A 22,397-nucleotide genomic window follows, 5' to 3' on the forward strand; every position below is an offset into this window, starting at 1 on the left:
TCAGGGCGGAGAACCCGCCCTGCGCCTTGGACCACGCTGAACATAAGGATGGTTTAGAATCTGCCGCCAAATAAGGCAGGTTTGACAAAATCTGCTAAATAGTTGAATGATCCTCCCCAGCAATCATAGAACTGCGCAGGCCACAAGCACTGCGCGCGCGACCCCGGAAGGAGGAGCTTGCCATTGGCGGGTCCGGGGCCGCGCCAAAGTTTTGCTGGCCAGCCTGTTTGCGACCCCGGCTTTCCCACAATCGGACATTCCCCTGCCTGTTCCATCTGGCCAGCCCGTGCATCTGAACAATGTTCTGTTGGACAATAATCCGGGTGAGCTTTGGGTTCGGTTTCGGTTCATTGCCCCAAAGATCGGAGCAACCGTGGGTCGGATCGGCTATGATGTGGCCTCAAAAGACATGACGCATTTGTGCCAGACCCTGGCCATTGCTTATGTCGCCCAGCATGAATTGGACCCGGCGCTTGTGATCATCTCGCTGGCGGACCGGCCTATCGAATTCGGCGACAGTGCGCCGGATGCCACACAGTTCTTTGAAGCCTATCGGTTGGAACCGTCCGGGTGTATCTGGGAGGGGCTTTGACCATGATCACCGAATTTCATGCGCTCACAGCGTCTCAGACCAATGATGCGGCTTTGGAGGTGCGCACTATGACCTCATCCCGAAACGGATGTGAATTTCCCGGTTTCAAACACGACGTCATGTCAGAGGTGCCGACATGCTGAAACATCGCGGATTTCCCGGGCGTCTGGCTGGCACCGATTTTCAATTCACCATTCGCCGCGCCAACCCTAAGGGCGTAACCCCGATCACCCGCCGCGAACGGTTTCGGGATCGCAAACCAGCTGACCGCAGGGCCGATGCGGGGTTTATGGAAGCGCTATGGCAGGCTTTTGGCGATCAGCCGTTTGAACGCGGTAACCTTGATGCGGGCCGGCTGAGTTGGCTGTTCGGGCGCGAAGTCATCCCAGCTGAAGATCCGTTCGATCCGGAAAGCTATGATGCGTTGCTGGTAATTGATCTGGACGCCGCGCGTGCGTCGTTCCCTGATTTGTTCGGCACAGGTTGATCATGTTGAACCTGACACAGCCCATAGCAAGAGAGACCCCGCCCGATGTCGGGCAGGGTCGGATGGGCGCGTCAGAAGTTCAACTGGGCGGCGACCTGTATCCGATTGCCATCGAAGTCTTGCCCCGAGTTCACGTCGTTCCGCTCGCCATAGATGTATTCGGCGCTAAGGGTCAGGTTGTCGGTCGCCTTGTAGAAGGCGTTGACATGGATGGTCTCCAACTCGGTGAACTCCAGTGTTCCGGTCGATGTGGCCAGATCATAGTCCTCGCGTCCGTAGGCGATGCCAACGTTCCATTTGTCACTCAAGTCCTGGCGGAACTCGACCGTGTAGCCATCGACATCGTTGGCTTCACCCTCGACAATCGCATCGCCCAGGCCAATCAGGTATGGGCCAAGTGCCTGACCGTGGACATAGTTGACCTGAAACAGGCCGCCCGCCCAAGGCCGGATCGAGCCAGACAGAGTAACGCCCCACTGATCGACCTCGGTCGCACCGTCGCTTGTTTGGGCGTTGCCATAGAGCGCCGAAGCACGCGCAATATATGTACCGTTGTTATACTCGGCCGCAGCGGTAAGAACCGGGTCGTCCGAGTTCGACCCACTGACATTTTCTTCGATCGAGGTGCTGAACACGGTATTCGAACCCAGATTGGCCGTGTAGCGGACCTGCGGTACTCGGGCGAATGCGATACCGACCGGACCGTTGAATTCAACCGAGGTCGGATAAGTGTCCAACGGCTGGAAATTGGTCCAGTACTGCCCGATCAGCCAACTGTCACCAACGGTAATATTGGCATGACGCAACCGCAGCTCTGCTGTGCCGTTAGACGCAAACAGATCCAACTCCAACTGTCCGCCGATCTCACCGATGCCGCTTGGAGTGCTTGTGCGCAACCCGATCCGCGATTGGCGGATCGTCGCGCCAAAGGTTCCATCAGTTGCAGCCGATGGCTCACCGATGACGTTCACAAAAGCGGTATCCCCCTGATCAAATTCGAAATCATAGAAGAAATCGGCTTTGACGTAGCCGTAGACGTCGAGGGTGGTGTTCCCGATTCTGAAATCACCATTCGCAGGGCCCGCGCGGTCGGCCTCAAGCGCTTCGACTCTGGCGCGCAGCGCATCCAGTTCGGCCTGTGTCTGGGCGTCCTCAGCCACAGCATTCGTGCCGGTCAAACAGAGTGCAGAGGCCACAAGCAGGGTCGCCTTTTTTCCTATCGTAGTCATGTGGGTGTTTCCTTGTGTGCGAGTAAGCACTTGCACCGTTCCACGCGCTTTGTGGCTTCGGAAATCACGAGATCGGGACAGAAAAGCCTAGATTTCTCAAGGGAATGTGCGTTTTCGGACGCGTCGGGTCACGATGGAGTGAGACGTTCTGCCAAGCGTATGAATGTGAACATGTTTCCATCCAGACCGATTTCTTCAATATGTGATGCTGCGCCTGCGAAACGGCTGGCACGGAAGCTGAAATGTAACAAAACTGTGACGCCGGGCCTCGGGCGCAGGCCTGAATCGCCGCAAAAGGCGATCGGCGCAATTTTGCGCGGAAACTTGCCGCATGGGCAGATTCCAGCCGGAATCTTCTCGGGAAACAATACTTTGTTTGCCGCTTGGATTGTGGCGTGCAACCTGAGCGGGCCGTGCGGCTCTACTTTGCCTGCGCCGCACATGCACCTACTATTCCGTACCCCTTCCTTCCGCGGGCAGGCTTGTGTTCCCCACAATGTCCTGTCCGCGTTTTTCTTTGAGCATCCTGCAGCTATCAAGCGGCATAAATCTGCGCAAAATGTGGATTTGCTGTGTTTGATATTGAATAACAGAGCGCAAACCCCGCATCTGACCTCAAAGATATCAAATCGAGCAAGAGGGCAGACTAAATGCAAATCTCACGTATTATTCTGGTTGCAGCAACTTGCGCGGGCCTGTCGGCCTGCGGTGACACGACCGGCGAACAGGCTTTGCTGGGTGGCGGCGCCGGCGCGGTCGGGGCTGCGGTCCTCAGCGCGGACCCGCTGTTTGGGGCAGCCGTTGGTGCCGCGGGTAACGTCCTTTACTGCAAAACCCAGAACAACTGTAACTAACGCAAATTCCTTGGGGCGTGTGTCGCCCCATCCGTCATCGCGTATCACGCCGTTGCGGGGATCTCTCCCTGCGGCGGCGTTTTGCGTTTCCAGAACACCAAACCAAAGGACATCGCATGTTCAATAAGATCCTGATCGCCAACCGAGGCGAAATTGCCTGCCGGGTCATCAAGACCGCCCGCAAGATGGGTATCGGCACCGTTGCCATTTATTCGGACGCGGACAGGAATGCGCTGCATGTCTCGATGGCGGATGAGGCGGTGCATATCGGTCCGCCGCCAGCGAACCAGTCCTACATCGTGATCGACAAGGTCATGGACGCCATCCGTCAAAGCGGCGCACAAGCGGTTCATCCCGGCTATGGCTTCCTGTCTGAAAACGCGAAGTTTGCCGAGGCGCTTGAAGCCGAGGGCGTCGCCTTTGTCGGCCCGCCGAAAGGCGCGATTGAGGCGATGGGGGACAAGATCACCTCGAAAAAGATCGCGCAGGAGGCGGGCGTTTCGACTGTGCCCGGCTACATGGGCCTGATCGAAGACGCGGAAGAGGCGGTCAAGATTTCGAACGAGATCGGCTATCCGGTAATGATCAAAGCCAGCGCCGGGGGCGGCGGCAAGGGTATGCGGATCGCGTGGAATGACGAGGAGGCGCGCGAAGGCTTCCAATCATCCAAGAATGAGGCTGCGAACTCGTTTGGTGATGACCGGATTTTCATCGAGAAATTCGTGACCCAGCCGCGCCACATCGAAATTCAGGTTCTGTGCGATAGCCACGGCAACGGCATTTATCTGGGCGAGCGTGAATGTTCGATCCAGCGCCGGAACCAGAAAGTGGTGGAGGAAGCGCCGTCGCCCTTCCTGGATGAAGCGACCCGTAAGGCAATGGGCGAACAGGCCGTCGCCTTGGCCAAGGCCGTAGGGTATTCCAGTGCGGGTACGGTAGAGTTTATCGTTGACGGTCAGAAGAACTTCTACTTCCTCGAAATGAACACCCGCCTGCAAGTGGAACACCCGGTGACCGAGTTGATCACCGGCGTCGATCTGGTTGAACAGATGATCCGCGTGGCCAATGGTGAGCCCCTGTCGATTACGCAGGACGACGTGACGCTGACCGGATGGGCCATTGAAAACCGTCTGTATGCGGAAGACCCATATCGCAACTTCCTGCCCTCAATCGGGCGTCTGACCCGCTATCGCCCGCCGCAGGAAATTGCCGCCGGCCCGATGCTGGTCAACGGTAAATGGCAGGGCGATGCGCCGGAAGGTGAGGCCGCTGTGCGCAACGACACCGGCGTCTATGAAGGCGGCGAGATCAGTATGTATTACGATCCGATGATCGCCAAGCTGTGTACCTGGGCCCCGACCCGCGAGGCGGCGATTGAGGCGATGCGCGTTGCGCTGGACAGTTTCGAGGTTGAGGGCATTGGGCACAATCTGCCATTCCTGTCGGCAGTGATGGATCACCCCAAATTCGTCAGCGGTGAAATGACGACCGCCTTCATCGCCGAAGAATATCCGGATGGGTTCGAAGGTGTCACCTTGCCCGAAGGTGATCTGCGCCGGATTGCGGCCTCTTGTGCTGCGATGCACCGCGTCGCCGAGATCAGGCGCACGCGCGTGTCGGGCCGGATGGACAATCACGAACGCAAGGTTGGTAAGCGCTGGGTTGTGGCTGTGGAGGGGCATGAGCTTCCGGTTCAGGTCAATGCCGACAAAGAAGGCGCGACGGTGAAATTCGAGGATGGATCAAGCCTCCGCGTTTCCTCGGATTGGACGCCGGGTGATCAACTGGCCGTACTGGATGTTGATGGCAGTCCACTTGTTCTGAAGGTGGGTAAGGTTTCAGGCGGGTTCAGGGTGCGCAACCGTGGCGCGGACCTGAAAGTTCTGGTGCGCCGTCCGCGTCAGGCCGAACTGGCCAAGCTGATGCCCGAGAAACTGCCACCCGACACCTCGAAAATGCTGCTTTGCCCGATGCCTGGTCTGGTCGTGAAAGTTGATGTCGAAGTGGGGCAGGAGGTGCAGGAAGGTCAGGCGCTGTGCACGATTGAGGCGATGAAGATGGAAAACATCCTGCGCGCCGAGAAGAAAGGCACCGTTTCCAAGATCAACGCGGGTGCCGGTGACAGTTTGGCTGTGGATGATGTGATCATGGAATTCGAGTGATGTTCAGCGGGCATCGCGAAATAGACTTTTGCGTGCTCGCTTTTCTGACCTCTGCAATGCTTGGCGGTGTGGTTTTGGCCTATCTGAGACATGAAATCGGAGATTTGACCCTGATCCTGATCGGGTCTGCTTTGGTGCTCGGGTTTTACAGCTGGGCCATTCCGCCGCTTCTGCGCCGCAGTTTCCTTCGGATTCTCGTGGTTTTGCCCCCGTTTCTTCTGCTGGGTGTGATTGGGGGAATAGTCGTCTGGGAATACGTACCGGACGCCGCAAGGGACAAGGTTTACCCGGCTTTGGTGACGGGTTCGGTTATCGTTCTGGGGTGGTTCGTCACATTTCTATTCTCATCCTATGCCGAAGCGCAGAAATTCCATCTTCAGCGTAGGGATACGCTGATTGCTTTGCGAAATGAGATTTTTGCGTTGGTGGATAAACTTGACAACCAGCCCATCGCGGCACATGCGGAAAAGGTCCAGAAACGCATTCTGAGTGGTGACGGCACGGATGCGAACGGTAATCCGATCGAGTATTTTCCGTTTTCAACCATGGAAAGCGAACCCATCGTGTTCGAGGCGATTTCGTCGTCTATACCAGCGCTTGGCGAAGATACTGTTGCAAGTGTTGTCCGCTTTTACGCCGAATACACCGATTTGCGTCGCATGGTAGAGGATTCCCGGAATGAACAGACGCAGAAACTGTCTCGTGAACGCCGGGTAGCGTTTCATCAACAACTGACGAACCGCAGAACAAGCACGCTACGCTGGGGGCTGAGCGCGTTGGTTGCAATAAATATTGAGATGGGGCACGAAAATCCCGAGGGAATCAATCGCTCTGGCGAGAATGAGGATGTAAACCCTTGACCCTATTGTGTAAAATAGGGGCTAGCAGCCGATCAGATATCGCCGCTGATCGGCTTTTCCGGAGATTTTTCTGGTTGGTCACTGCTATAAAGCATGATCTTTTCCTCACCTTCTATGCCATCAACATAATATCTATTGGTGAATATTTCAATTACGGTTTCGCCGCATCACGTCGCTCGCGGATTTCGCGTTCACGTAGCGGGGTTTTGTCGATGGATCGGCCAATCTCGCGAACGCTCCACGGGCTGGGTTTACGCAGTTTCACCACGCCGTCCTTATCAACGAATACCATCTGGAACCCGCGCGGGCGTAGCTTTGACCGGATCGGAGATCGCGCCGACGGATCAGTATCTGTCAGCACAATTACATCCCGATCCCGCATCGCGTCCTCACCATCCAGCAACATGTCGATCTGTTGCTGGAACCGGGGGTCGGCGGGTGTGTCCGCGAAGACGATGACGGGCCGGTTGACCCACAGAAATTCGCTGAGATCGCTGTCGCCGACCGGGCGAACGAACTCCTCATCGGCGGGTGCCGATCCGTCGGCCGCCAAAGCCGCCAGCGGGAATAGCGCCGAAAAAACAAAGGCAAGCGTTCGTGTCATGGGGCCTCCTGCTGGAATGAATATAGCCCCTGTCCGCGTGAATGCGACCGGTGATTTGTACAAGGGGTTCAAATTCTTTTGTTTTACAGCTCGCAAATCGACCCCTTCAGAGGCAACAGCGCGCAGGCCAAGGCCGGGCGCGTCCCGAATCGAGAAAAGGATATTGCCATGACCGATAAGAAAGACTGGCAGGCGCTGGCCGAAAAAGAACTGCGTGGTCGCCCGCTGGATGACCTGACCAAAGAGACGCTGGAAGGCATCGACGTCAAACCGCTCTATACGCAAGAAGACACCGCCAACCTGCCGCATATGGGCTCGCTACCCGGTTTTGGCCCGTTCACGCGCGGCGTGAAGGCGACCATGTATGCGGGGCGGCCGTGGACGATCCGCCAGTATGCCGGGTTTTCCACGGCTGAGGAATCGAACGCTTTCTATCGCCGCAATCTGGCCGCCGGTCAGCAGGGGGTTTCTGTGGCTTTCGATCTGGCGACGCACCGGGGTTATGACAGTGACCATCCGCGTGTCGTGGGCGATGTGGGCAAGGCTGGTGTCGCCATCGACTCGGTCGAGGATATGAAGATCCTGTTTGACGGCATTCCGCTCGACAAGGTCTCGGTCTCGATGACGATGAACGGGGCGGTGATCCCGATCCTGGCCAGCTTTATTGTTGCTGGCGAAGAGCAGGGGCATGACAAATCCGTCTTGTCCGGCACCATTCAGAATGACATTCTGAAGGAATTCATGGTGCGGAACACCTATATCTACCCGCCTGAGCCGTCGATGAAGATCATCTCGGACATCATCGAATATACCTCAAACGAGATGCCCAAGTTCAACTCTATCTCGATCTCGGGCTATCACATGCAAGAGGCGGGGGCGAACCTGGTACAGGAACTGGCCTATACGCTGGCGGATGGGCGTGAATATGTCCGGGCCGCGACCGAGGCCGGAATGGATGTGGATAAGTTCGCGGGGCGTTTGTCCTTCTTCTTTGCCATCGGCATGAACTTCTTCATGGAGATCGCCAAGTTGCGTGCGGCCCGTACATTGTGGCACCGGGTGATGACCGATTTCGGCGCGAAGTCTGAGCGCTCCAAGATGCTGCGGACCCATTGCCAGACTTCGGGCGTGTCGCTGCAGGAACAGGACCCCTATAACAACGTGATCCGCACCGCCTATGAGGCGATGAGCGCGGTTCTGGGCGGCACCCAGTCCCTGCATACCAATGCCTTGGATGAGGCGATTGCCCTGCCCACCGATTTCTCGGCCCGCATTGCCCGGAACACCCAGCTGGTGCTGCAGGAGGAAACTGGTGTGACCGATGTGGTCGATCCGCTGGCCGGCTCCTACTATGTTGAAAGCCTGACCAACGAGCTGGTCGAAAAGGCCTGGGCTCTGATGGAAGAGGTCGAAGAGATGGGCGGCATGACCAAGGCCGTCGCCAGCGGCATGCCCAAGCTGCGGATCGAGGAAAGCGCAGCGCGCCGTCAGGCCATGATCGACCGGGGTGAAGAAGTCATCGTCGGTGTCAACAAATACCGCAAGGAACAGGAAGACCCGATCGACATTCTGGACGTCGACAACGTGGCGGTGCGCGAAGCACAGGTCGCCCGTCTGGAACGCATCCGCGCCACTCGAGACGAGGCCGCCTGCCAAGCGGCGCTGGGCGCCCTGACCAACACCGCCAAAGAAGGCGGCAACCTGCTGGCCGCCGCCGTCGAGGCCGCCCGCGCCCGCGCATCCGTAGGAGAGATCAGCATGGCAATGGAAAAGGAATTCGGCCGTCACCGCGCCGAGGTTAAGACATTGGCCGGGGTCTATGGCGCAGCCTATGAAGGCGACGAAGGCTTTGCTGCGATCCAGAAATCCATCGAGGAATTCGCCGAGGCCGAAGGCCGTCGCCCTCGGTTGCTGGTGGTCAAGATGGGGCAGGATGGACATGATCGTGGTGCCAAAGTGATCGCGACGGCTTTTGCCGACATCGGGTTTGATGTGGACGTTGGCCCATTGTTCCAGACACCGGCCGAAGCCGCGCAAGATGCGGTGGACAATGACGTCCACGTGGTTGGAATTTCCTCGCAGGCAGCGGGTCACAAGACGCTTGCCCCTCAATTGGTCGAGGAACTCAAGAAAGCTGGGGCCGAGGACATCATCGTGATTTGCGGCGGGGTGATTCCGCAACAGGACTATCAGTTCCTCTATGATCACGGCGTCAAGGCGATCTTTGGGCCCGGAACAAATATACCTGAGGCTGCGCAGGATATCCTGCGACTGATCAAAGAAGCGCGCAGCTAGTTTCAAGCACAGGATTTTCGACGAAAAATCTTGTGCACGGTAACGCTTGGGTGAAACATGCGACCAGATCTATGGATCTGGTCGTTTTCTTAGGGAGGTGCGGATGTTACTCGATCACTTGGCGGTTGCGGGCGAAACGCTGGAGGCGGCATCGGCCCATATCGAACAGGCGTTGGGTATCTCGCTTCAACCCGGTGGAAAGCACGAAAAATTTGGCACTTATAATCGTCTTCTAGGCCTCAGGGATGGTCTGTATCTGGAAGCGATTGCTATTGATCCTGACGCAGCTGTACCTCAGCGGACCCGTTGGTTTGATCTGGATCGGTTTTCAGGAGAACCGCGTCTGACCAATTGGATTTGCAGCGTTCCAGATATTGAAGCCGCACTTGCAACGTTTCCTGATGGCACTGGCACCCCAATTGATCTGACCCGGGGGGCTTTGACCTGGCGCATGGCGGTGCCGCCCAACGGACGCTTGCCCTTCGACAATCTGTTTCCCGCGTTGATCCAATGGCAGGGCGATTTGCACCCTGCGCAGATGTTGCAGGACAGCGGGTGCAGTTTGCGGCGGCTGATCGTGTATCACCCGGAGGCACTGGAACTGGCCCAGCATTTGGGAGAACTTGATCTGGTTGTGTTCGACACCGGTCCGGCCTCGATGCGGGCAGAGTTCGAAACGCCAAATGGGGTGCGCGTGCTGGAATGACGGTTCGGCAGGCCCGCCCGGATGATGCTGCTCTGATCGCCGCGATTACGAATTCCATCATTCGGGATACGTTGGTGACGTTCACCACCGAGGAACGCAGCACAGAAGCGATTGCCAAAGATATTCGCGTCCGTGGTCCCTCATATCTGGTAGCAGAAGATCAGGGTATGGTGCTTGGTTTTGCGACATATGGGATGTTTCGCAGCGGACCGGGATACGCCAACACGCGGGAACACTCAATCCAGTTGGCTGAAGGGGCGCGGGGCAAGGGTACTGGTCGGGCCTTGATGACCGAACTGGAAGCTGTGGCACGCGCAGACGGGGTTCATGTTCTTGTGGCTGGCATATCCTCTGCCAACCCCCCGGCTATCGCGTTTCACGATGCGATCGGGTTCCAAAGGGTCGGCCTTATGCCGGAAGTCGGGTTCAAATGGGGCCAATGGCTCGATCTTGTGCTGATGCAGAAAATTCTTCGTGCAGAGTGACCTGTTCCACCTGACAGTCCCGAATTGGGACGCTAGGGTACGCCCATGTCGATCTGGACCCGCATATCCGATGCGCTAAGCGCCCTTGCCCAAGGCGAAAGCCTTACGGCGGTTTTTGAGCAGCTGCGTTCGCCACCCGAACGTTCGGTGGCCTTCACCATTGCCGTAATCGCGTTGGGGGCCAAAATGGCTAAGGCCGACGGCCAGGTGACGCGCGATGAGGTCACGGCCTTTCGGGATGTGTTCCAGATCGCACGTGCGGATGAAGAAGGCGCGGCGCGGGTCTTCAACATGGCGCGGACGGATGTTGCTGGCTATCAGGACTATGCCCGCAAGATCGCGCGCATGTTTTCCGAAGACAGCACCACGCTTTGTGACCTGATGGAGGGTTTGTTCCACATCGCCATGGCCGATGGGTTCTATCACCCCAACGAGAATGAATTCCTTGAGGACGTCAGTCGCATCTTCGGACAGACAGATGCTCAATTCCTGGCCTTGCGCGCGCGCTTCGTGCCGGATGCGCCCAATGATCCTTATGTGGTTCTGGGCGTTTCGCGCAACATGCCGGTGTCTGAGATTCGCAAAGTGTGGCGTCAACTGGTGCGCGATACCCATCCCGACGCAATGATGGCACGCGGTGTCCCGGAAGAGGCAATCCGCCTTGCCGAAAAGAAGATGATCGACATCAACCAAGCCTGGGATGACATCAACGGCGCGCGGGCCTGAGTGGATGCGTTTGGCGACCTACAACATCGAATGGTTCGCCAACTTGTTTGATAAAAACGATGCGCTGATCATGGATGACAGCTGGTCGGGCCGTCATGAGGTGACAAAGGCCCAGCAGGTTGAGGCGATTGCCAAGGTTCTGACCGCGCTGGATGCGGACGCCATCCTGATCGTCGAAGCGCCCAATACCGGTAAGCGCCAGAACACAGTGCGGGCATTGCAAGGCTTTGCCGAGGCATTTGATCTGCGAACGCAGCGCGCGGTTATGGGTTTTGCCAACGACACGCATCAGGAACTCGCCCTGCTCTATGATCCCGAAGTGTTAACGGCCCAACATGCGCCGCGCGACGATGCGAATGCGCCGCGGTTCGATCGTTCCTTTCAGATCGATTTGGATGTGGATGCGACTGAAGATGTGGTGCGCTTCTCGAAACCCCCGCTGGAGTTGCTGGTTCAGTCAAACTCCGGTTTTGAGTTCCGCATGATCGGCGCTCATCTCAAATCCAAAGCCCCGCATGGTGCAGAATCCCGCGATGAGGCGATCCGGATTTCAATCGCCAACCGGCGCAAGCAACTTGCGCAGGCAATCTGGCTGTCACGGCGGGTGGCCGACCATGTCGAGGCACAAGAACCTGTTGTGCTTCTGGGCGATCTCAATGATGGTCCGGGTTTGGATGAGTTCGAGCATCTGTTCGGGCATTCATCGGTTGAAATCTTGCTGCAGGCCGGATTGTTTGACCCCCATGCCGTTACGGCGCATGGACCCCGACCGGGGTCTGTCCCTTCCACGGCCCGGTTCGCCCGCCCAAAAGAGGGCAAGTTTCTTGAGGCTTTGCTGGACTATGTCATGATCAGCGAAGACCTGCGTGATCGCCAACCCGCCTGGCGCATCTGGCACCCGTTTCGAGATGCGACCTGCTGGACATCTGTTGAACTACGCGAGGCGCTGCTGACAGCCTCGGATCACTTCCCGGTCACGCTGGATATCGAGTTGTGATCTTCCCTGAGACCCTTTGAGGGCCTATATTCCCAATATGAAACGCCTTCTGATCATCGCGGCCTTGTCTGCCAACCTCAGCACTCCTGCCTTTGCGCAGGAAGATGACAGCAAATCCCTGATGGAGCAGGGGGCCGAACTGTTCTTTGAAGGACTGCGTCGAGAGATGGAGCCCGCGCTGGATGAGCTTTTGGGTATGGCAGACGCGCTTGGCCCGGCAATGCAATCTTTCCTTCAGGAAATGGGCCCTGCATTGGCCGAACTTGCAGCCGAGATTAAGGATTGGAGTGCTTATGAAGCACCCGAAATCCTTCCAAATGGCGATATCATCATTCGCAAAAAACCTGTGCCTGATGATGAGGCCGCCCCCAAGCCTGAAGATCAGGCACCAGACAAAGGCACCGATATCTGATCGGCGGCCTAACCTTTGATGATCACGCGCACTTCGGATTTCAGGGCGTTTGACAGCGAGTTTAGGCGCGCCTCGGCCACCTCGTTGAACAAGGGCTCAGCCGCTTTGGGCAGGAACAGTTCAAGCTGGCGCTTCTTAGGATAGAATCTAAGTCTGCCGATGTTGGCTTCGTTGTGCATCCAAAGCATCGCACCGAACCGCATTGCCTTGCCCAGGATCTCGGCCTGTTTCTGCCCAGTCTCATCCAGCAACTCGTACAATGGTGCAAATCGATTGCCCTCACGTTTGTTGCGATAGCGGTGTTGCAGTGCCAGCCCGATAAAGACGCGTTCGGAGTGCTTCAGGCCACCCAGATTAGCGCGGGTGACGTAGTCGAAACAGGCCTCGGCCCGATAATCGGGATGCGCGCGCCAACTCACGTCATGCAGCAGGCAGGCGGCCTTGACTAACCTAACCCGCGCGGGCGGCGCTGATTTGAACAATGGCATCACAAAACTGTAAAGGTTCCGCCCAAAACCAGGCAGGCGGGCATCTTTGGATTCGGAAAACCGGCTGGCCTCGATCAAAGGGTCTCGATCCCGGATCTCTTGCGACATTTGCTCGTACAACAAACCTTCGCGGATGCCGTAGCTTGAGATCGCGATGTCCTTGGGTTTGAAGGTGCGAATCAATCGCCCCAGAACATCCATCGCATAGGGGATCAACGCCATTCGAGAGTTGGACACACCTGCTTGGCTGCGCAGTTTGTCGTGATCATTGGCTTCTATGAACTTGATCGTGTCACGCACCTGCGTGGTGGTCATGCGGTACTCATGCAGAACATTCAGCGGGTAGCCACGGCGCAACATATCGATCCGAGCGAATGCGCGCCAGCTGCCGCCGACAAGAAACAAGCGGTCCCGCTGCTGACCAAGCTGAGCGCGCAACTCCTCCATCGTGTCCTTGATATGCGCTTTTCGCGCGCGCCGCCCACCTTTGATGTCACGCAGTTTCAGCGGCCCAAGGGCTGAGGTCACCCGTCGCCCAACCTGACCATCCCCGATTTCGGCCAGTTCCATTGACGATCCGCCGATATCGCAGATCAGGCCATAAGCACCGGGCCAGCCCAGTAGTACGCCCTGTGCGGACAGGCGCGCCTCTTCCTGACCGTCGATCACAGCGACATGCAGCCCGGTTTGGGCCTGAACCTCGGCACAGAAATCCGGCCCGTCTTTGGCTTCGCGCACGGCGGCGGTTGCAACCACATGCAGGCCCGGCAGGTCCAAGTCTTGCGCCAGTTGCTGGAACCGCCTCAACGCGGCCAGAGCCCTTTCGCGCCCGCGCGGGTTCAGCTTTCCGGTTTCAGACAACCCGGCGCCAAGCTCGCACATGACTTTTTCATTGTAGAAATAGGCCGGCGATCGTGCCGCGCCGTCAAAAATCACCATCCGGACCGAATTCGAGCCCACATCGACAACGCCCACCCGCGACAGCGCCCGCGCGCCAGGGTCATCGAACAGAGGTTTGCCGAATGGGCCCCAGTCCGGGATGTCGGTTTCGACGGTCTGATCCATGTGTCTTCCAGATATTCCGGGGTTAGAATGCGAAATCACCGATAGTGGGTCAATCACTTGCATTCATCTGATCCGTTTTTTCGTTTATAATCCGCACGGCCAAGGCCCGCGTGATCTCGCGTTTTTCAGCAAGGGCCATTTGATCCAATTGTTGGACAACGTCTGCGGCTGTCTCAAAGCGGCGATCCATATGTTTCACCAGATAGGCAATAACTTCGGGGCCGGGGTTAAGCTGACGGTCAAGGAACAGCTTGGCCAGAACAGCCCCCAGCAACGCGTCATCGGGTGGATCAAGGGCAACGTGATGTGCGCCCTCAACCCGGCTTTGCAGGTCGGCGAGTGGTAGCTGCCAAAGCTTGGGCGCAAGCCGTCCGGTCATCAGCAGGGCATGCCCTTCGGCCAGAACCAGATTGTGCAGATGAAACAGCACCTTTTGCTGTTCGATATCATCGGCGATAGCTGGAACATCCTCGACCGCGATGGGCGTGCGGGCCAGTTCCGGCACTGCGTCATAATCCAGCTCGTTTGCCTGAATGATGCGTCCGCCAGTTTCGGCTGCCCAGACATGCGCAAGATGGGTTTTGCCAGACCCAGCTGGGCCGCTCAGCACCAGTTTGTTTCCGGGCCATGAGGTCGCAGATATCATGGCCACGGCCAGTGCATTGGCCGGAGAGACAAAGAAATCATCACGCTCCAGCGCGGTTTTGGCCGGCAGATCAAAGCTCAGTTGTCGGGCCATTTAGTCGTCTTCCCGACCCTGTTGCCCTTCGAGGCCGGTATACAGCCTGCTGTCGAGGTAGAGCGATGTGCCAAACCGGGCCACTACACCCAGGGCGGCGGCGACCGGAACGGCAATCAACATCCCGACAAAGCCAAAGAGCGCGCCAAAGACAGACAGCGCCAACAGCAGCCAGACCGGGTGCAACCCAACCGAACTGCCAACTAGTTTCGGGGTCAAAAAGTTGCCTTCGGTTACCTGACCCAGGGCAAAGATGCCCGCGATCAGGCCGATATGCGCCCAGTCGCCCCAGAACTGGAACAGGGCCAGCCCGATGGCCAGTGTGCCACCGATCAGTGCGCCTAGATAAGGAATAAAGGTCACCAGCCCGGCGATGAAGCCCACGACCAGACCAAATTGCAGACCCGCAATCATTAAGGCGACCGCGTAATAGGTACCTAGGATCAGGCAGACCGTACCCATACCGCGTACGAACGAGGCCAGTACAGCGTCAATCTCACCCGCCAGGCGCTTGATCGTCGGGGCATGGTCGCGGGGCAGCAGCTCTCCGATCCGGGCGATCATACGGTCCCAGTCCAGCAGCAGGTAAACGGCAACCACCGGGACAATGACCAACAGGACCACGATGTTGATCGCCGATCCAAGAGAGGACAGTAACGTTTCCAGCACATCACCCGTCTTGGACTTCAGGGTCTCCCCGAATGAGACCAGCATCTGATGAGTACTGGATTCCTGGTCGAGCAGGGACGGGAACTGTTTCTCAACAAAGCCGCGCAACTCTTTGAAGAGGCTTGGCAGAATATCGATCAAATCAAGCAGCTGCGCAATAAGAGCAGGAACAACCATCAAGATCGCCAGGATGAACCCAAGCACACCTACGACTGTGATAATGCCTGTGGCTGCCACCCGCGAAAGGCCCAGCTTCTCTAGCCGGTCGGCGATTGGATCAAGGAAATAGGCAATCGCGCCGCCTATCACAAAAGGCAGAAGAACATCGCCCAATGCCCAAAGAACCAATACGAAAACCGCTGCGGCGACGCCCCAGTATCTGAGTTGATCCTTAACCGGCAAAGCCATGATTGTCCTCGTGTTCTGGCCAACGAGGACGTTCTTGGCCTAAGGGGCTGATCGATGCAAGGACTTCATGGGTCAGAGCTAGCTGAGGAGCTGGTCAGAAGACCCGAACTCCTTGTCTATCAAGCTCTTTATGAACCGGTGACAAGTCCAGCGTATCCAGCTCTCGATTGCTTTTGAGCGCATGTGCGGCGGCTATTCCGGCCCCTTGGCCCATAACGGCGCAGCATGCCATATTGCGGGTGGCTGCGTGAGCGACCCTGTCGGCCCCATGAGATCGACCGGCGACCAGCAGGCCCTTGAACCCTTTGGGCAGCATTGAGCGATAGGGGATTTGCATGTACCGCCCCGTCGTGGGCAGGATCAGAATACCGTAGCCGTCGATGAATTCGGGGTAGATACCGATGGAATCTTCGAATCTGCCTTGGTGGCGCGCATCATCTTCGGTCATGTTGTAGACCGCGTCGATCTTGCGGGTGTCCCGAATGCCAATGGTCATCCCAAAGTTTCGCAACCTTGCATTTTCACAACCCGGCATGAAGCGGCGTAGCGCTTCGATGGCCAGCATCGACTGACGGCGGCCCTCGATCTCGCCCCGCGTCAGGCTGTCTGGGTCGGTGCCGTCGACCTCGGCCAGATGGATCAGGTTCATATAGGTTAGCTCACCCGTGTCATGCATTGCGCCCCAGGTGCCCGCAATGGTATTCAGGTGCGGCGGGATCAGCCCCTGATCGATGGCCTGCTGAAAGGGTTTGTGCACGAAGGGCGAGAACATGTCGTCCTCTTTCCCGCTGGTCTCGATATTCCATTCGCCACCGCCGCCCCAATCCTTGTAGGTCTGCGGATCGGCCTTCACGCCTTCCATAAAGGCGCGTTTATCGACGCCCGCCAGATGGAACATGACCGAGGCGGCCATCATATCCTCGCGCGGGGTCTTGTGCGTCGGCGCACCCGCGCGATGAGCAACATCCGCGTCGCCCGTGGCATCAATCACCACGTTGGCCAGGATCGCTTCGCGTCCGGCTTTCGATTCAGTGATAATCCCGGTGATCCGGTCGCCATCCATGATCGGAGCGACGAATTGACGGTGCAGCATCGGATGCACGCCCGCTTCTTCGACCAACTTGTCGGCCACCAGCTTGAACCCTTCGCTGTCCAGCTCATAGCTGAGGGACTGGCTTTCAGGCACTGCCGCGCCCATCTCTTTGGCGCGGGTTTCGAATTCCATACCGATACCGCCGGCTTCGACCGTTTGTTCGTGTCGATACCAGGCAAACCCTTCGACTCCCACGGCGGTGATGTTGCCACCCATACAGCCGAACCGGTCAACCAGCGACACCTCGGCCCCTGCGCGTGCTGCCGCCAGCGCCGCAGCCAGCCCGGCAGGGCCGGAGCCCACGACCAACACATCGGTTTGGTGAACCACTGGAATCTGACGGGCGGGTTCCTGAATCGTCTGCATCGGCGCCTCTTGGTGTTTACGATTCCGTTACATTTGGAAAAACTTAATTGGCCGGTCAATCAGAAAACAAACTGAGGCTAAGCTTTAATTTCACCAATGTACGATTGCCCCCGGCGGGGCTTTGGCATAATCACCTTTTTGTTGAAATATCACCCAAAAGGTTACGTCATGCGCCTCAGCCGTTACTTTCTGCCCGTTCTCAAGGAAAACCCTGCTGAGGCTCAGATCGTCAGTCACCGGCTGATGCTGCGCGCCGGAATGATCAAACAGGCTGCCGCCGGGATTTATTCGTGGTTGCCGTTGGGCTTCAAAGTGTTGCGCAAGCTGGAAAACATTGTGCATGAGGAACAGGCGCGGGCAGGGCATATCGCCATTCAGATGCCCATCCTGCAATCGGCGGACCTGTGGCGCGAATCCGGGCGGTATGATGATTACGGTCAGGAAATGCTGCGTATGAAGGACCGGCATGACCGCGACATGCTGTACACACCCACGGCCGAGGAACTGGTGACCGATATCTTCCGCGGCCATGTCAGCAGCTACAAGGACCTGCCGCTGACTCTCTACCAGATTCAGTGGAAGTTCCGCGACGAGCGTCGCCCGCGTTACGGCGTGATGCGGGGGCGCGAGTTCTATATGAAAGACGGCTACAACTTTGACCTGACCAAAGAAGACGCGCTGCACGCTTACAACCGGCATCTGGTCAGCTACCTGCGCACCTATGAGCGGATGGGCTTGCAGGCCATCCCAATGCGCGCCGATTCCGGCCCCATTGGTGGCGACGATACACATGAGTTTCTGGTCCTGGCTGACACAGGCGAATCCGAGGTCTTTTATGACAGCGCCGTCACTGAACTGACCTTTGGCGACCGAGACATTGATTATGATGACCGTGCGCAATGTCAGGCGATTTTGGAGGAGTTCACCTCGAAATATGCGCGCACCGACGAAACGCATGATGAGGCGCTGTTCAATCAGATCCCTGAAGAGCGCCGCCGCGTGGCGCGCGGGATCGAAGTAGGGCAGATCTTCTATTTCGGTACAAAGTACTCGGAAGCCATGGGCGCGACCGTTCAAGGCCCGGATGGCAAGCCGGTTCCGGTTCATATGGGCAGCCACGGTATCGGTGTCAGCCGTCTGATTGGTGCAATCATCGAAGCCAGCCATGACGATAAAGGCATTATCTGGCCCGAGGGCGTGACCCCGTTCCATTGCGGTATCGTAAACCTGAAGCAGGGTGACGACGAAGCGGATGCGGCATGCGACAAGCTCTATGGTGCTCTGACCGCTTTGGGGCTTGAGCCGCTCTATGATGACCGTAACGAGCGGGCAGGGGGCAAGTTCGCCACTATGGACCTGATAGGCTTGCCATGGTGCATCAGGGTCGGACCGCGTGGTCTGAAAAACGGCGTGGTTGATTTGACCTGCCGTCGCACAGGTGAAAGCGAAGAATTAAGCCCCGAAGCAGCCGTGACCAAGATCGCGGAAATCTATCAAGGTATCGCCTGACCCGGGCGATACACGCAGGCCAAGGTCAGCGCGGCGTTCTTACTGCGCTGAGACCGGGCGGGCGACCAACAGCTCTCCGTCGGCCTGATTGCCACGTGCGACGACGATCGGGCGACCCAGCCGGTTGACCAGTTCCTTCAGCTCAAAGCCCAGGAACCGTATCCCGCAAACGCGCTGACCGGTTGCGCGGTCAGTTATGCAAAGGCGACCCTTGAGGAAGGCGAGGCGATAGCCCTTATCCCTCAACCGGTCTGCCAAACTGTTCCAACTGACAGCTTTTGCAAAAATGGGACGGATCGCAGCCCGCAGTAATGCGGCTGTTTCACAATCCAGTTCTGTTGCTGTTGCACGAACCAAAATACGGTCCGCCCCTTCTGGTGTATTTTGAATATTCATTGAGCGACCCCCGCTCTGAAATGTGTTCCCCCAAATCAGGGTGACAAAGTTTCTAAAAATAAGCAAAAAGCGAAATAATATTGCTTAATATATGTGGCATTTTGAGTTCAGTCACTCACGCAATGCCCGTATTGACTTCATAGCTGAAACAATATGGCGATGTCTGTGAAGGGCGTCACAACCGACAGGGTAGTTGTTGAATCCAACAACACTTTTTATCTGAGCGCCCAAGGCAGATGCCGGTGTTGATTCGCTCATTTGAGACGATCGCTTTGCATGCTGTCGGTGAAGCGTTCACAAGGCGCTTGACCATTGTGGCAAATGCCGAGAGGGTCGCCGCCAAACAACAAGACCGGAGCAGGCATGGCCAAGACACCCCCGCCTTTTGCCCCTTTTGAATGGAAGATCGCCTGGCGATACCTGCGGGCCCGTCGGGCCGAGGGGGGCGTCAGCGTTATGACTTGGATCTCGCTGATCGGGATCACTCTGGCCGTGTTCGCCTTGATCGCGACACTCGCGGTGCGTTCTGGGTTCCGGGCTGAATTCATCGGCACGATCCTTGGGGCGAATGCACATGTCACTGTCTATTCCTCGGGTGAGATTGATGCGCAGGGGCGCGTGATACGCACGATGGAGGATTACGAAGAACGCGCGGCGCGGATCGCACAGGTTCCGGGTGTGGAACGGGCGGCACCTTTGGTCAAAGGTCAGGTTCTGATCACAAATCGCGACCGCAGCAGCGGGGTTGAGGTGTTTGGCATCCGGCCCGACGACCTGTTGGACCTGCCGGGCATCGCACAGGCCGAACAATCGGCAGGGGATTTGTCTCTGTTTCAGACGGGTGAGGATGTGATCGCCATCGGCTCTGGCGTGGCGCGTACTATTGGGGCCACTGTGGGGGATACGGTTAAGCTGACCTCACCCAACGGTGTCAGAACCGCCTTTGGAACCTCGCCGCGCGTGAATGCCTATCGTGTGGTCTATGTGTTTTCCGCGGGACGATATGACATCGACCGCACGCGCGTTTACATGCCGTTTTCGCAAGCCCAGAGCTTTTTCAACCGCGAGGGCGTGGCGGATGAAATCGAGGTGATGGTCACGCAACCCGAAGCGATGAACCCGATCCTGATCCCAATCCTCGAAGCCTCAGGTGGGCGTAGCCAGATCTGGACATGGCAGGATGCCTCGGGTGGATTTCTACGTGCGCTCGAGGTTGAGGACAACGTGATGTTCATCATCCTGTCGATCCTCGTGCTGATTGCTGCGATGAACATTGTCTCGGGCCTTATCATGTTGGTGAAGAACAAGGGGCGCGACATTGGTATTCTGCGCACAATTGGCCTGAGCGAAGGATCGGTCCTACGGGTGTTTTTCATCTGCGGTGCGTTCACAGGCATCATCGGAACCGTGATGGGCGTGATCTTAGGCTGCCTGTTCGCCATCTATATTGATCCCATCTTTTCCTTCGTGAACTATGTGATGGGCGGTGGAGTCTGGGATCCGTCCATTCGTGGCATCTATGCCCTACCAGCCGAGTTGCATCTAAGCGATGTACTCAAGGCCGTGGCCCTTTCACTGGGTTTGTCTTTTGTTGTCACATATTTCCCCGCCCGCCGCGCGGCGCGGCTGAACCCGGTTGAGGCGCTGCGTTATGAGTGATGCGACATTGCGATTGAAGGGCCTGACCAAGACCTATCTGAAAGGTACTCCGGGCGAAGTGCAGGTTCTGCGGGGCGTTGATTTGGAATTGAACGCAGGCGAGGCGGTGGCGATGGTCGCACCCTCGGGGGCAGGCAAATCCACTTTGCTGCATATCGCGGGTCTTTTGGACATGCCGGATGACGGTCAGGTCGAAATTGGCGGGCAGGATGTCAGTGGAAAGGGCGACCGAACCAGAACCGCCTTGCGTCGGCAGGACATCGGATTTGTCTACCAATTCCACCATTTGCTGCCGGAATTTACCGCCTTGGAAAACATTACCCTGCCGCAACTGGCCAATGGGATCGCTGAGAAAGCAGCGCAAGACCGAGCGATGTCATTACTGGACCGTGTCGGCGTGGCCGCCCGAGCCAGCCATCGCCCGGCGGCTTTGTCGGGTGGCGAACAACAGCGTGTGGCGTTTTGCCGGGCGCTGGCGAACACTCCCAAAGTGTTGCTGGCTGATGAGCCAACCGGGAACCTTGATCCGGAAACATCCGATCAGGTGTTTGATGCGTTGATGACGCTTGTCCGGGATGAGGGCCTCTCGGCTCTGATTGCAACCCACAACATGGACCTTGCGGCGCGGATGGATCGGATGGTGCGGCTGGAAGGCGGTATTCTCAAGCCAGTTGAGTGATCGCAACGCCCAAAGCCATCACCGCGATCCCGCCCGCACGTATCCACGTCAGCGGCGTGACTTGGGCCCCAAACAGCCCAAAATGGTCAATTGCGGCGGTGCTGACCAATTGACCCAGAAGCACGAAGAATACTGCATTTCCAACACCGAAATGCGGGGCGACATGTGTGATCGTCAAGACGTAGAACGCGATCAGAACACCCGCGAGCAGCAGGTGTTTGGGGGCCTGTGCAACCTTTGTGATTGCCTCGAACCCAGGAAACACAACCATCACAAGGGCCGATGATCCAAAGGCGATGGCGAACAAGATCACTGCAGCTGTCGTGGGTGAATCGATCAGTTTACCCAGGGCTGCATTAAGCGCTGCGAGGATAGGAACTCCGATTCCAGCGGCCAGCATGATGGCTGCGTATTGCGTCATGAACCTTACCCTCTTGCTTCGTTGATCTGGATCATTGCGCCAAGCGGCGCATCGGACAAGCCTGTAAATGCCATTGCGGATAGGAGGATGCGATGAAGTGGTCAAAGCTGGGAACTGTGTCTGCCGTGCTTGTCATGTCGGTACAATGCGCGGCGGCACAAGATGTGCAAACGGGTGCTGAGCTGTATCAGCACTATTGTGCGACCTGCCACGGAATTGACGCCATGGGGCAAGGCCCAATGGCGGGCGTTCTTATTATTCAGCCGACCGATTTGACGGAACTGACAAAAGACGGGCGTTTCCCAACAGCGCGGGTTGTTGCCCGGATCGATGGGCGTGACCCTTTGGTGAGCCATGGAAGCCCGATGCCGGTGTACGGCCCATATTTTGAAGGGCAAGACACATCCATGAAAACGGAAGAGGGGCAGCCTATTCTGACCAGTCAGCCTATTGTTGATCTGGTGGCCTATCTCAAAACCCTGCAAGGCAACTGAAA

At 57.4% G+C, this 22,397-nt stretch carries 24 protein-coding genes; 16 read left to right on the forward strand and 8 right to left on the reverse strand.

Translation table 11 applies throughout. The annotated features are described in order from the left end of the window. Positions 1-106 precede the first annotated feature (106 nt). From ACR0DH_RS04550 to ACR0DH_RS04560, 3 genes are read left to right on the forward strand one after another with little or no spacing between them, the layout of a single operon-like run. Entirely contained in the window at positions 107-592 is a 486-nt protein-coding gene (locus tag ACR0DH_RS04550) for a DUF6497 family protein (protein ID WP_480852343.1), read from the forward strand. Between the two features lie 2 nt (positions 593-594). Beyond that, on the forward strand, positions 595-735 hold the full coding sequence (locus ACR0DH_RS04555; protein WP_480547460.1) for a hypothetical protein: 141 nt from the start codon (positions 595-597) through the stop codon (positions 733-735). Further along, a complete protein-coding gene (locus ACR0DH_RS04560) occupies positions 729-1,079 on the forward strand; it encodes a hypothetical protein (RefSeq protein ID WP_480540460.1) in 351 nt (116 codons plus the stop codon). The genes ACR0DH_RS04555 and ACR0DH_RS04560 overlap by 7 nt, the downstream gene beginning before the upstream one ends. 71 nt (positions 1,080-1,150) lie before the next feature. Here the strand turns inward: ACR0DH_RS04560 and ACR0DH_RS04565 are convergent, their stop codons facing one another. Continuing rightward, on the reverse strand, positions 1,151-2,308 hold the full coding sequence (locus ACR0DH_RS04565; protein ID WP_480547462.1) for a DcaP family trimeric outer membrane transporter: 1,158 nt from the start codon (positions 2,306-2,308) through the stop codon (positions 1,151-1,153). Positions 2,309-2,958: 650 nt separating this feature from the next. Here ACR0DH_RS04565 and ACR0DH_RS04570 point away from each other — a divergent pair. From ACR0DH_RS04570 to ACR0DH_RS04580, 3 genes are all read left to right on the forward strand, one after another. After that, entirely contained in the window at positions 2,959-3,162 is a 204-nt protein-coding gene (locus ACR0DH_RS04570) for a hypothetical protein (RefSeq protein WP_170531909.1), read from the forward strand. A gap of 116 nt (positions 3,163-3,278) precedes the next feature. Then, complete coding sequence (locus ACR0DH_RS04575; protein ID WP_480547464.1) at positions 3,279-5,324, forward strand: acetyl-CoA carboxylase biotin carboxylase subunit; 2,046 nt, start codon at positions 3,279-3,281, stop codon at positions 5,322-5,324. After that, a complete protein-coding gene (locus tag ACR0DH_RS04580; protein WP_480547466.1) occupies positions 5,324-6,184 on the forward strand; it encodes a hypothetical protein in 861 nt (286 codons plus the stop codon). The genes ACR0DH_RS04575 and ACR0DH_RS04580 overlap by 1 nt, the downstream gene beginning before the upstream one ends. Before the next feature lie 151 nt (positions 6,185-6,335). Here ACR0DH_RS04580 and ACR0DH_RS04585 read toward each other — a convergent pair whose 3' ends face one another. Beyond that, a complete protein-coding gene (locus ACR0DH_RS04585) occupies positions 6,336-6,788 on the reverse strand; it encodes a DUF4174 domain-containing protein (protein WP_480547468.1) in 453 nt (150 codons plus the stop codon). A gap of 168 nt (positions 6,789-6,956) precedes the next feature. Here ACR0DH_RS04585 and scpA point away from each other — a divergent pair, with 168 nt between their 5' ends. From scpA to ACR0DH_RS04615, 6 genes are all read left to right on the forward strand, one after another. Beyond that, positions 6,957-9,083: a methylmalonyl-CoA mutase gene (gene scpA, locus ACR0DH_RS04590; RefSeq protein WP_480547470.1), complete on the forward strand. Its 2,127-nt coding sequence runs from the start codon at positions 6,957-6,959 to the stop codon at positions 9,081-9,083. 103 nt (positions 9,084-9,186) lie between these two features. Next, a complete protein-coding gene (locus ACR0DH_RS04595; protein WP_480540472.1) occupies positions 9,187-9,789 on the forward strand; it encodes a VOC family protein in 603 nt (200 codons plus the stop codon). After that, positions 9,786-10,274, forward strand: a complete 489-nt coding sequence (locus ACR0DH_RS04600; RefSeq protein ID WP_480547472.1) for an N-acetyltransferase family protein — start codon at positions 9,786-9,788, stop codon at positions 10,272-10,274. Before ACR0DH_RS04595 ends, ACR0DH_RS04600 begins: the two co-directional genes overlap by 4 nt. A 45-nt stretch (positions 10,275-10,319) precedes the next feature. Next, on the forward strand, positions 10,320-11,000 hold the full coding sequence (locus ACR0DH_RS04605; RefSeq protein ID WP_480547474.1) for a TerB family tellurite resistance protein: 681 nt from the start codon (positions 10,320-10,322) through the stop codon (positions 10,998-11,000). A gap of 4 nt (positions 11,001-11,004) precedes the next feature. After that, positions 11,005-11,997, forward strand: a complete 993-nt coding sequence (locus ACR0DH_RS04610; RefSeq protein ID WP_480547476.1) for an endonuclease/exonuclease/phosphatase family protein — start codon at positions 11,005-11,007, stop codon at positions 11,995-11,997. A 37-nt stretch (positions 11,998-12,034) separates the two neighbouring features. Continuing rightward, positions 12,035-12,409 (forward strand): hypothetical protein, encoded by a 375-nt coding sequence (locus tag ACR0DH_RS04615; RefSeq protein ID WP_480547478.1) that lies wholly within the window; start codon positions 12,035-12,037, stop codon positions 12,407-12,409. 8 nt (positions 12,410-12,417) lie between these two features. Here ACR0DH_RS04615 and ACR0DH_RS04620 read toward each other — a convergent pair whose 3' ends face one another. The 4 genes from ACR0DH_RS04620 to ACR0DH_RS04635 form a co-directional block, all read right to left on the reverse strand. After that, positions 12,418-13,962: a Ppx/GppA family phosphatase gene (locus ACR0DH_RS04620; RefSeq protein WP_480540482.1), complete on the reverse strand. Its 1,545-nt coding sequence runs from the start codon at positions 13,960-13,962 to the stop codon at positions 12,418-12,420. A 49-nt stretch (positions 13,963-14,011) separates the two neighbouring features. Further along, complete coding sequence (locus ACR0DH_RS04625) at positions 14,012-14,701, reverse strand: HdaA/DnaA family protein (protein ID WP_480547479.1); 690 nt, start codon at positions 14,699-14,701, stop codon at positions 14,012-14,014. Then, a complete protein-coding gene (locus ACR0DH_RS04630) occupies positions 14,702-15,778 on the reverse strand; it encodes an AI-2E family transporter (RefSeq protein ID WP_480547481.1) in 1,077 nt (358 codons plus the stop codon). A gap of 94 nt (positions 15,779-15,872) precedes the next feature. Next, positions 15,873-17,237 carry an FAD-dependent oxidoreductase gene (locus tag ACR0DH_RS04635; protein ID WP_480547483.1) on the reverse strand — a complete coding sequence of 455 codons (1,365 nt, stop codon included), beginning with the start codon at positions 17,235-17,237 and terminating at the stop codon, positions 15,873-15,875. A gap of 168 nt (positions 17,238-17,405) precedes the next feature. On the opposite strand from ACR0DH_RS04635, the gene proS reads away from it, so the two are divergent. Beyond that, positions 17,406-18,746 (forward strand): proline--tRNA ligase, encoded by a 1,341-nt coding sequence (gene proS / locus ACR0DH_RS04640; RefSeq protein WP_480547485.1) that lies wholly within the window; start codon positions 17,406-17,408, stop codon positions 18,744-18,746. 39 nt (positions 18,747-18,785) lie between these two features. Here the strand turns inward: proS and ACR0DH_RS04645 are convergent, their stop codons facing one another. Then, positions 18,786-19,142, reverse strand: a complete 357-nt coding sequence (locus ACR0DH_RS04645) for a hypothetical protein (protein ID WP_170531935.1) — start codon at positions 19,140-19,142, stop codon at positions 18,786-18,788. Positions 19,143-19,505: 363 nt separating this feature from the next. On the opposite strand from ACR0DH_RS04645, the gene ACR0DH_RS04650 reads away from it, so the two are divergent. Together ACR0DH_RS04650 and ACR0DH_RS04655 are read left to right on the forward strand one after the other, a co-directional pair. Next, entirely contained in the window at positions 19,506-20,801 is a 1,296-nt protein-coding gene (locus ACR0DH_RS04650; protein WP_480547487.1) for a lipoprotein-releasing ABC transporter permease subunit, read from the forward strand. Further along, positions 20,794-21,480, forward strand: a complete 687-nt coding sequence (locus ACR0DH_RS04655) for an ABC transporter ATP-binding protein (RefSeq protein ID WP_480547489.1) — start codon at positions 20,794-20,796, stop codon at positions 21,478-21,480. Before ACR0DH_RS04650 ends, ACR0DH_RS04655 begins: the two co-directional genes overlap by 8 nt. Here ACR0DH_RS04655 and ACR0DH_RS04660 read toward each other — a convergent pair. After that, positions 21,464-21,901: a DMT family transporter gene (locus tag ACR0DH_RS04660; RefSeq protein WP_170531941.1), complete on the reverse strand. Its 438-nt coding sequence runs from the start codon at positions 21,899-21,901 to the stop codon at positions 21,464-21,466. The two genes, ACR0DH_RS04655 and ACR0DH_RS04660, sit on opposite strands and share 17 nt — an antisense overlap. A 92-nt stretch (positions 21,902-21,993) precedes the next feature. On the opposite strand from ACR0DH_RS04660, the gene ACR0DH_RS04665 reads away from it, so the two are divergent. Beyond that, a complete protein-coding gene (locus ACR0DH_RS04665) occupies positions 21,994-22,395 on the forward strand; it encodes a c-type cytochrome (protein ID WP_480547491.1) in 402 nt (133 codons plus the stop codon). Positions 22,396-22,397: the final 2 nt, after the last annotated feature.

The sequence above is a fragment of the Ruegeria sp. I1 genome (assembly GCF_056532675.1).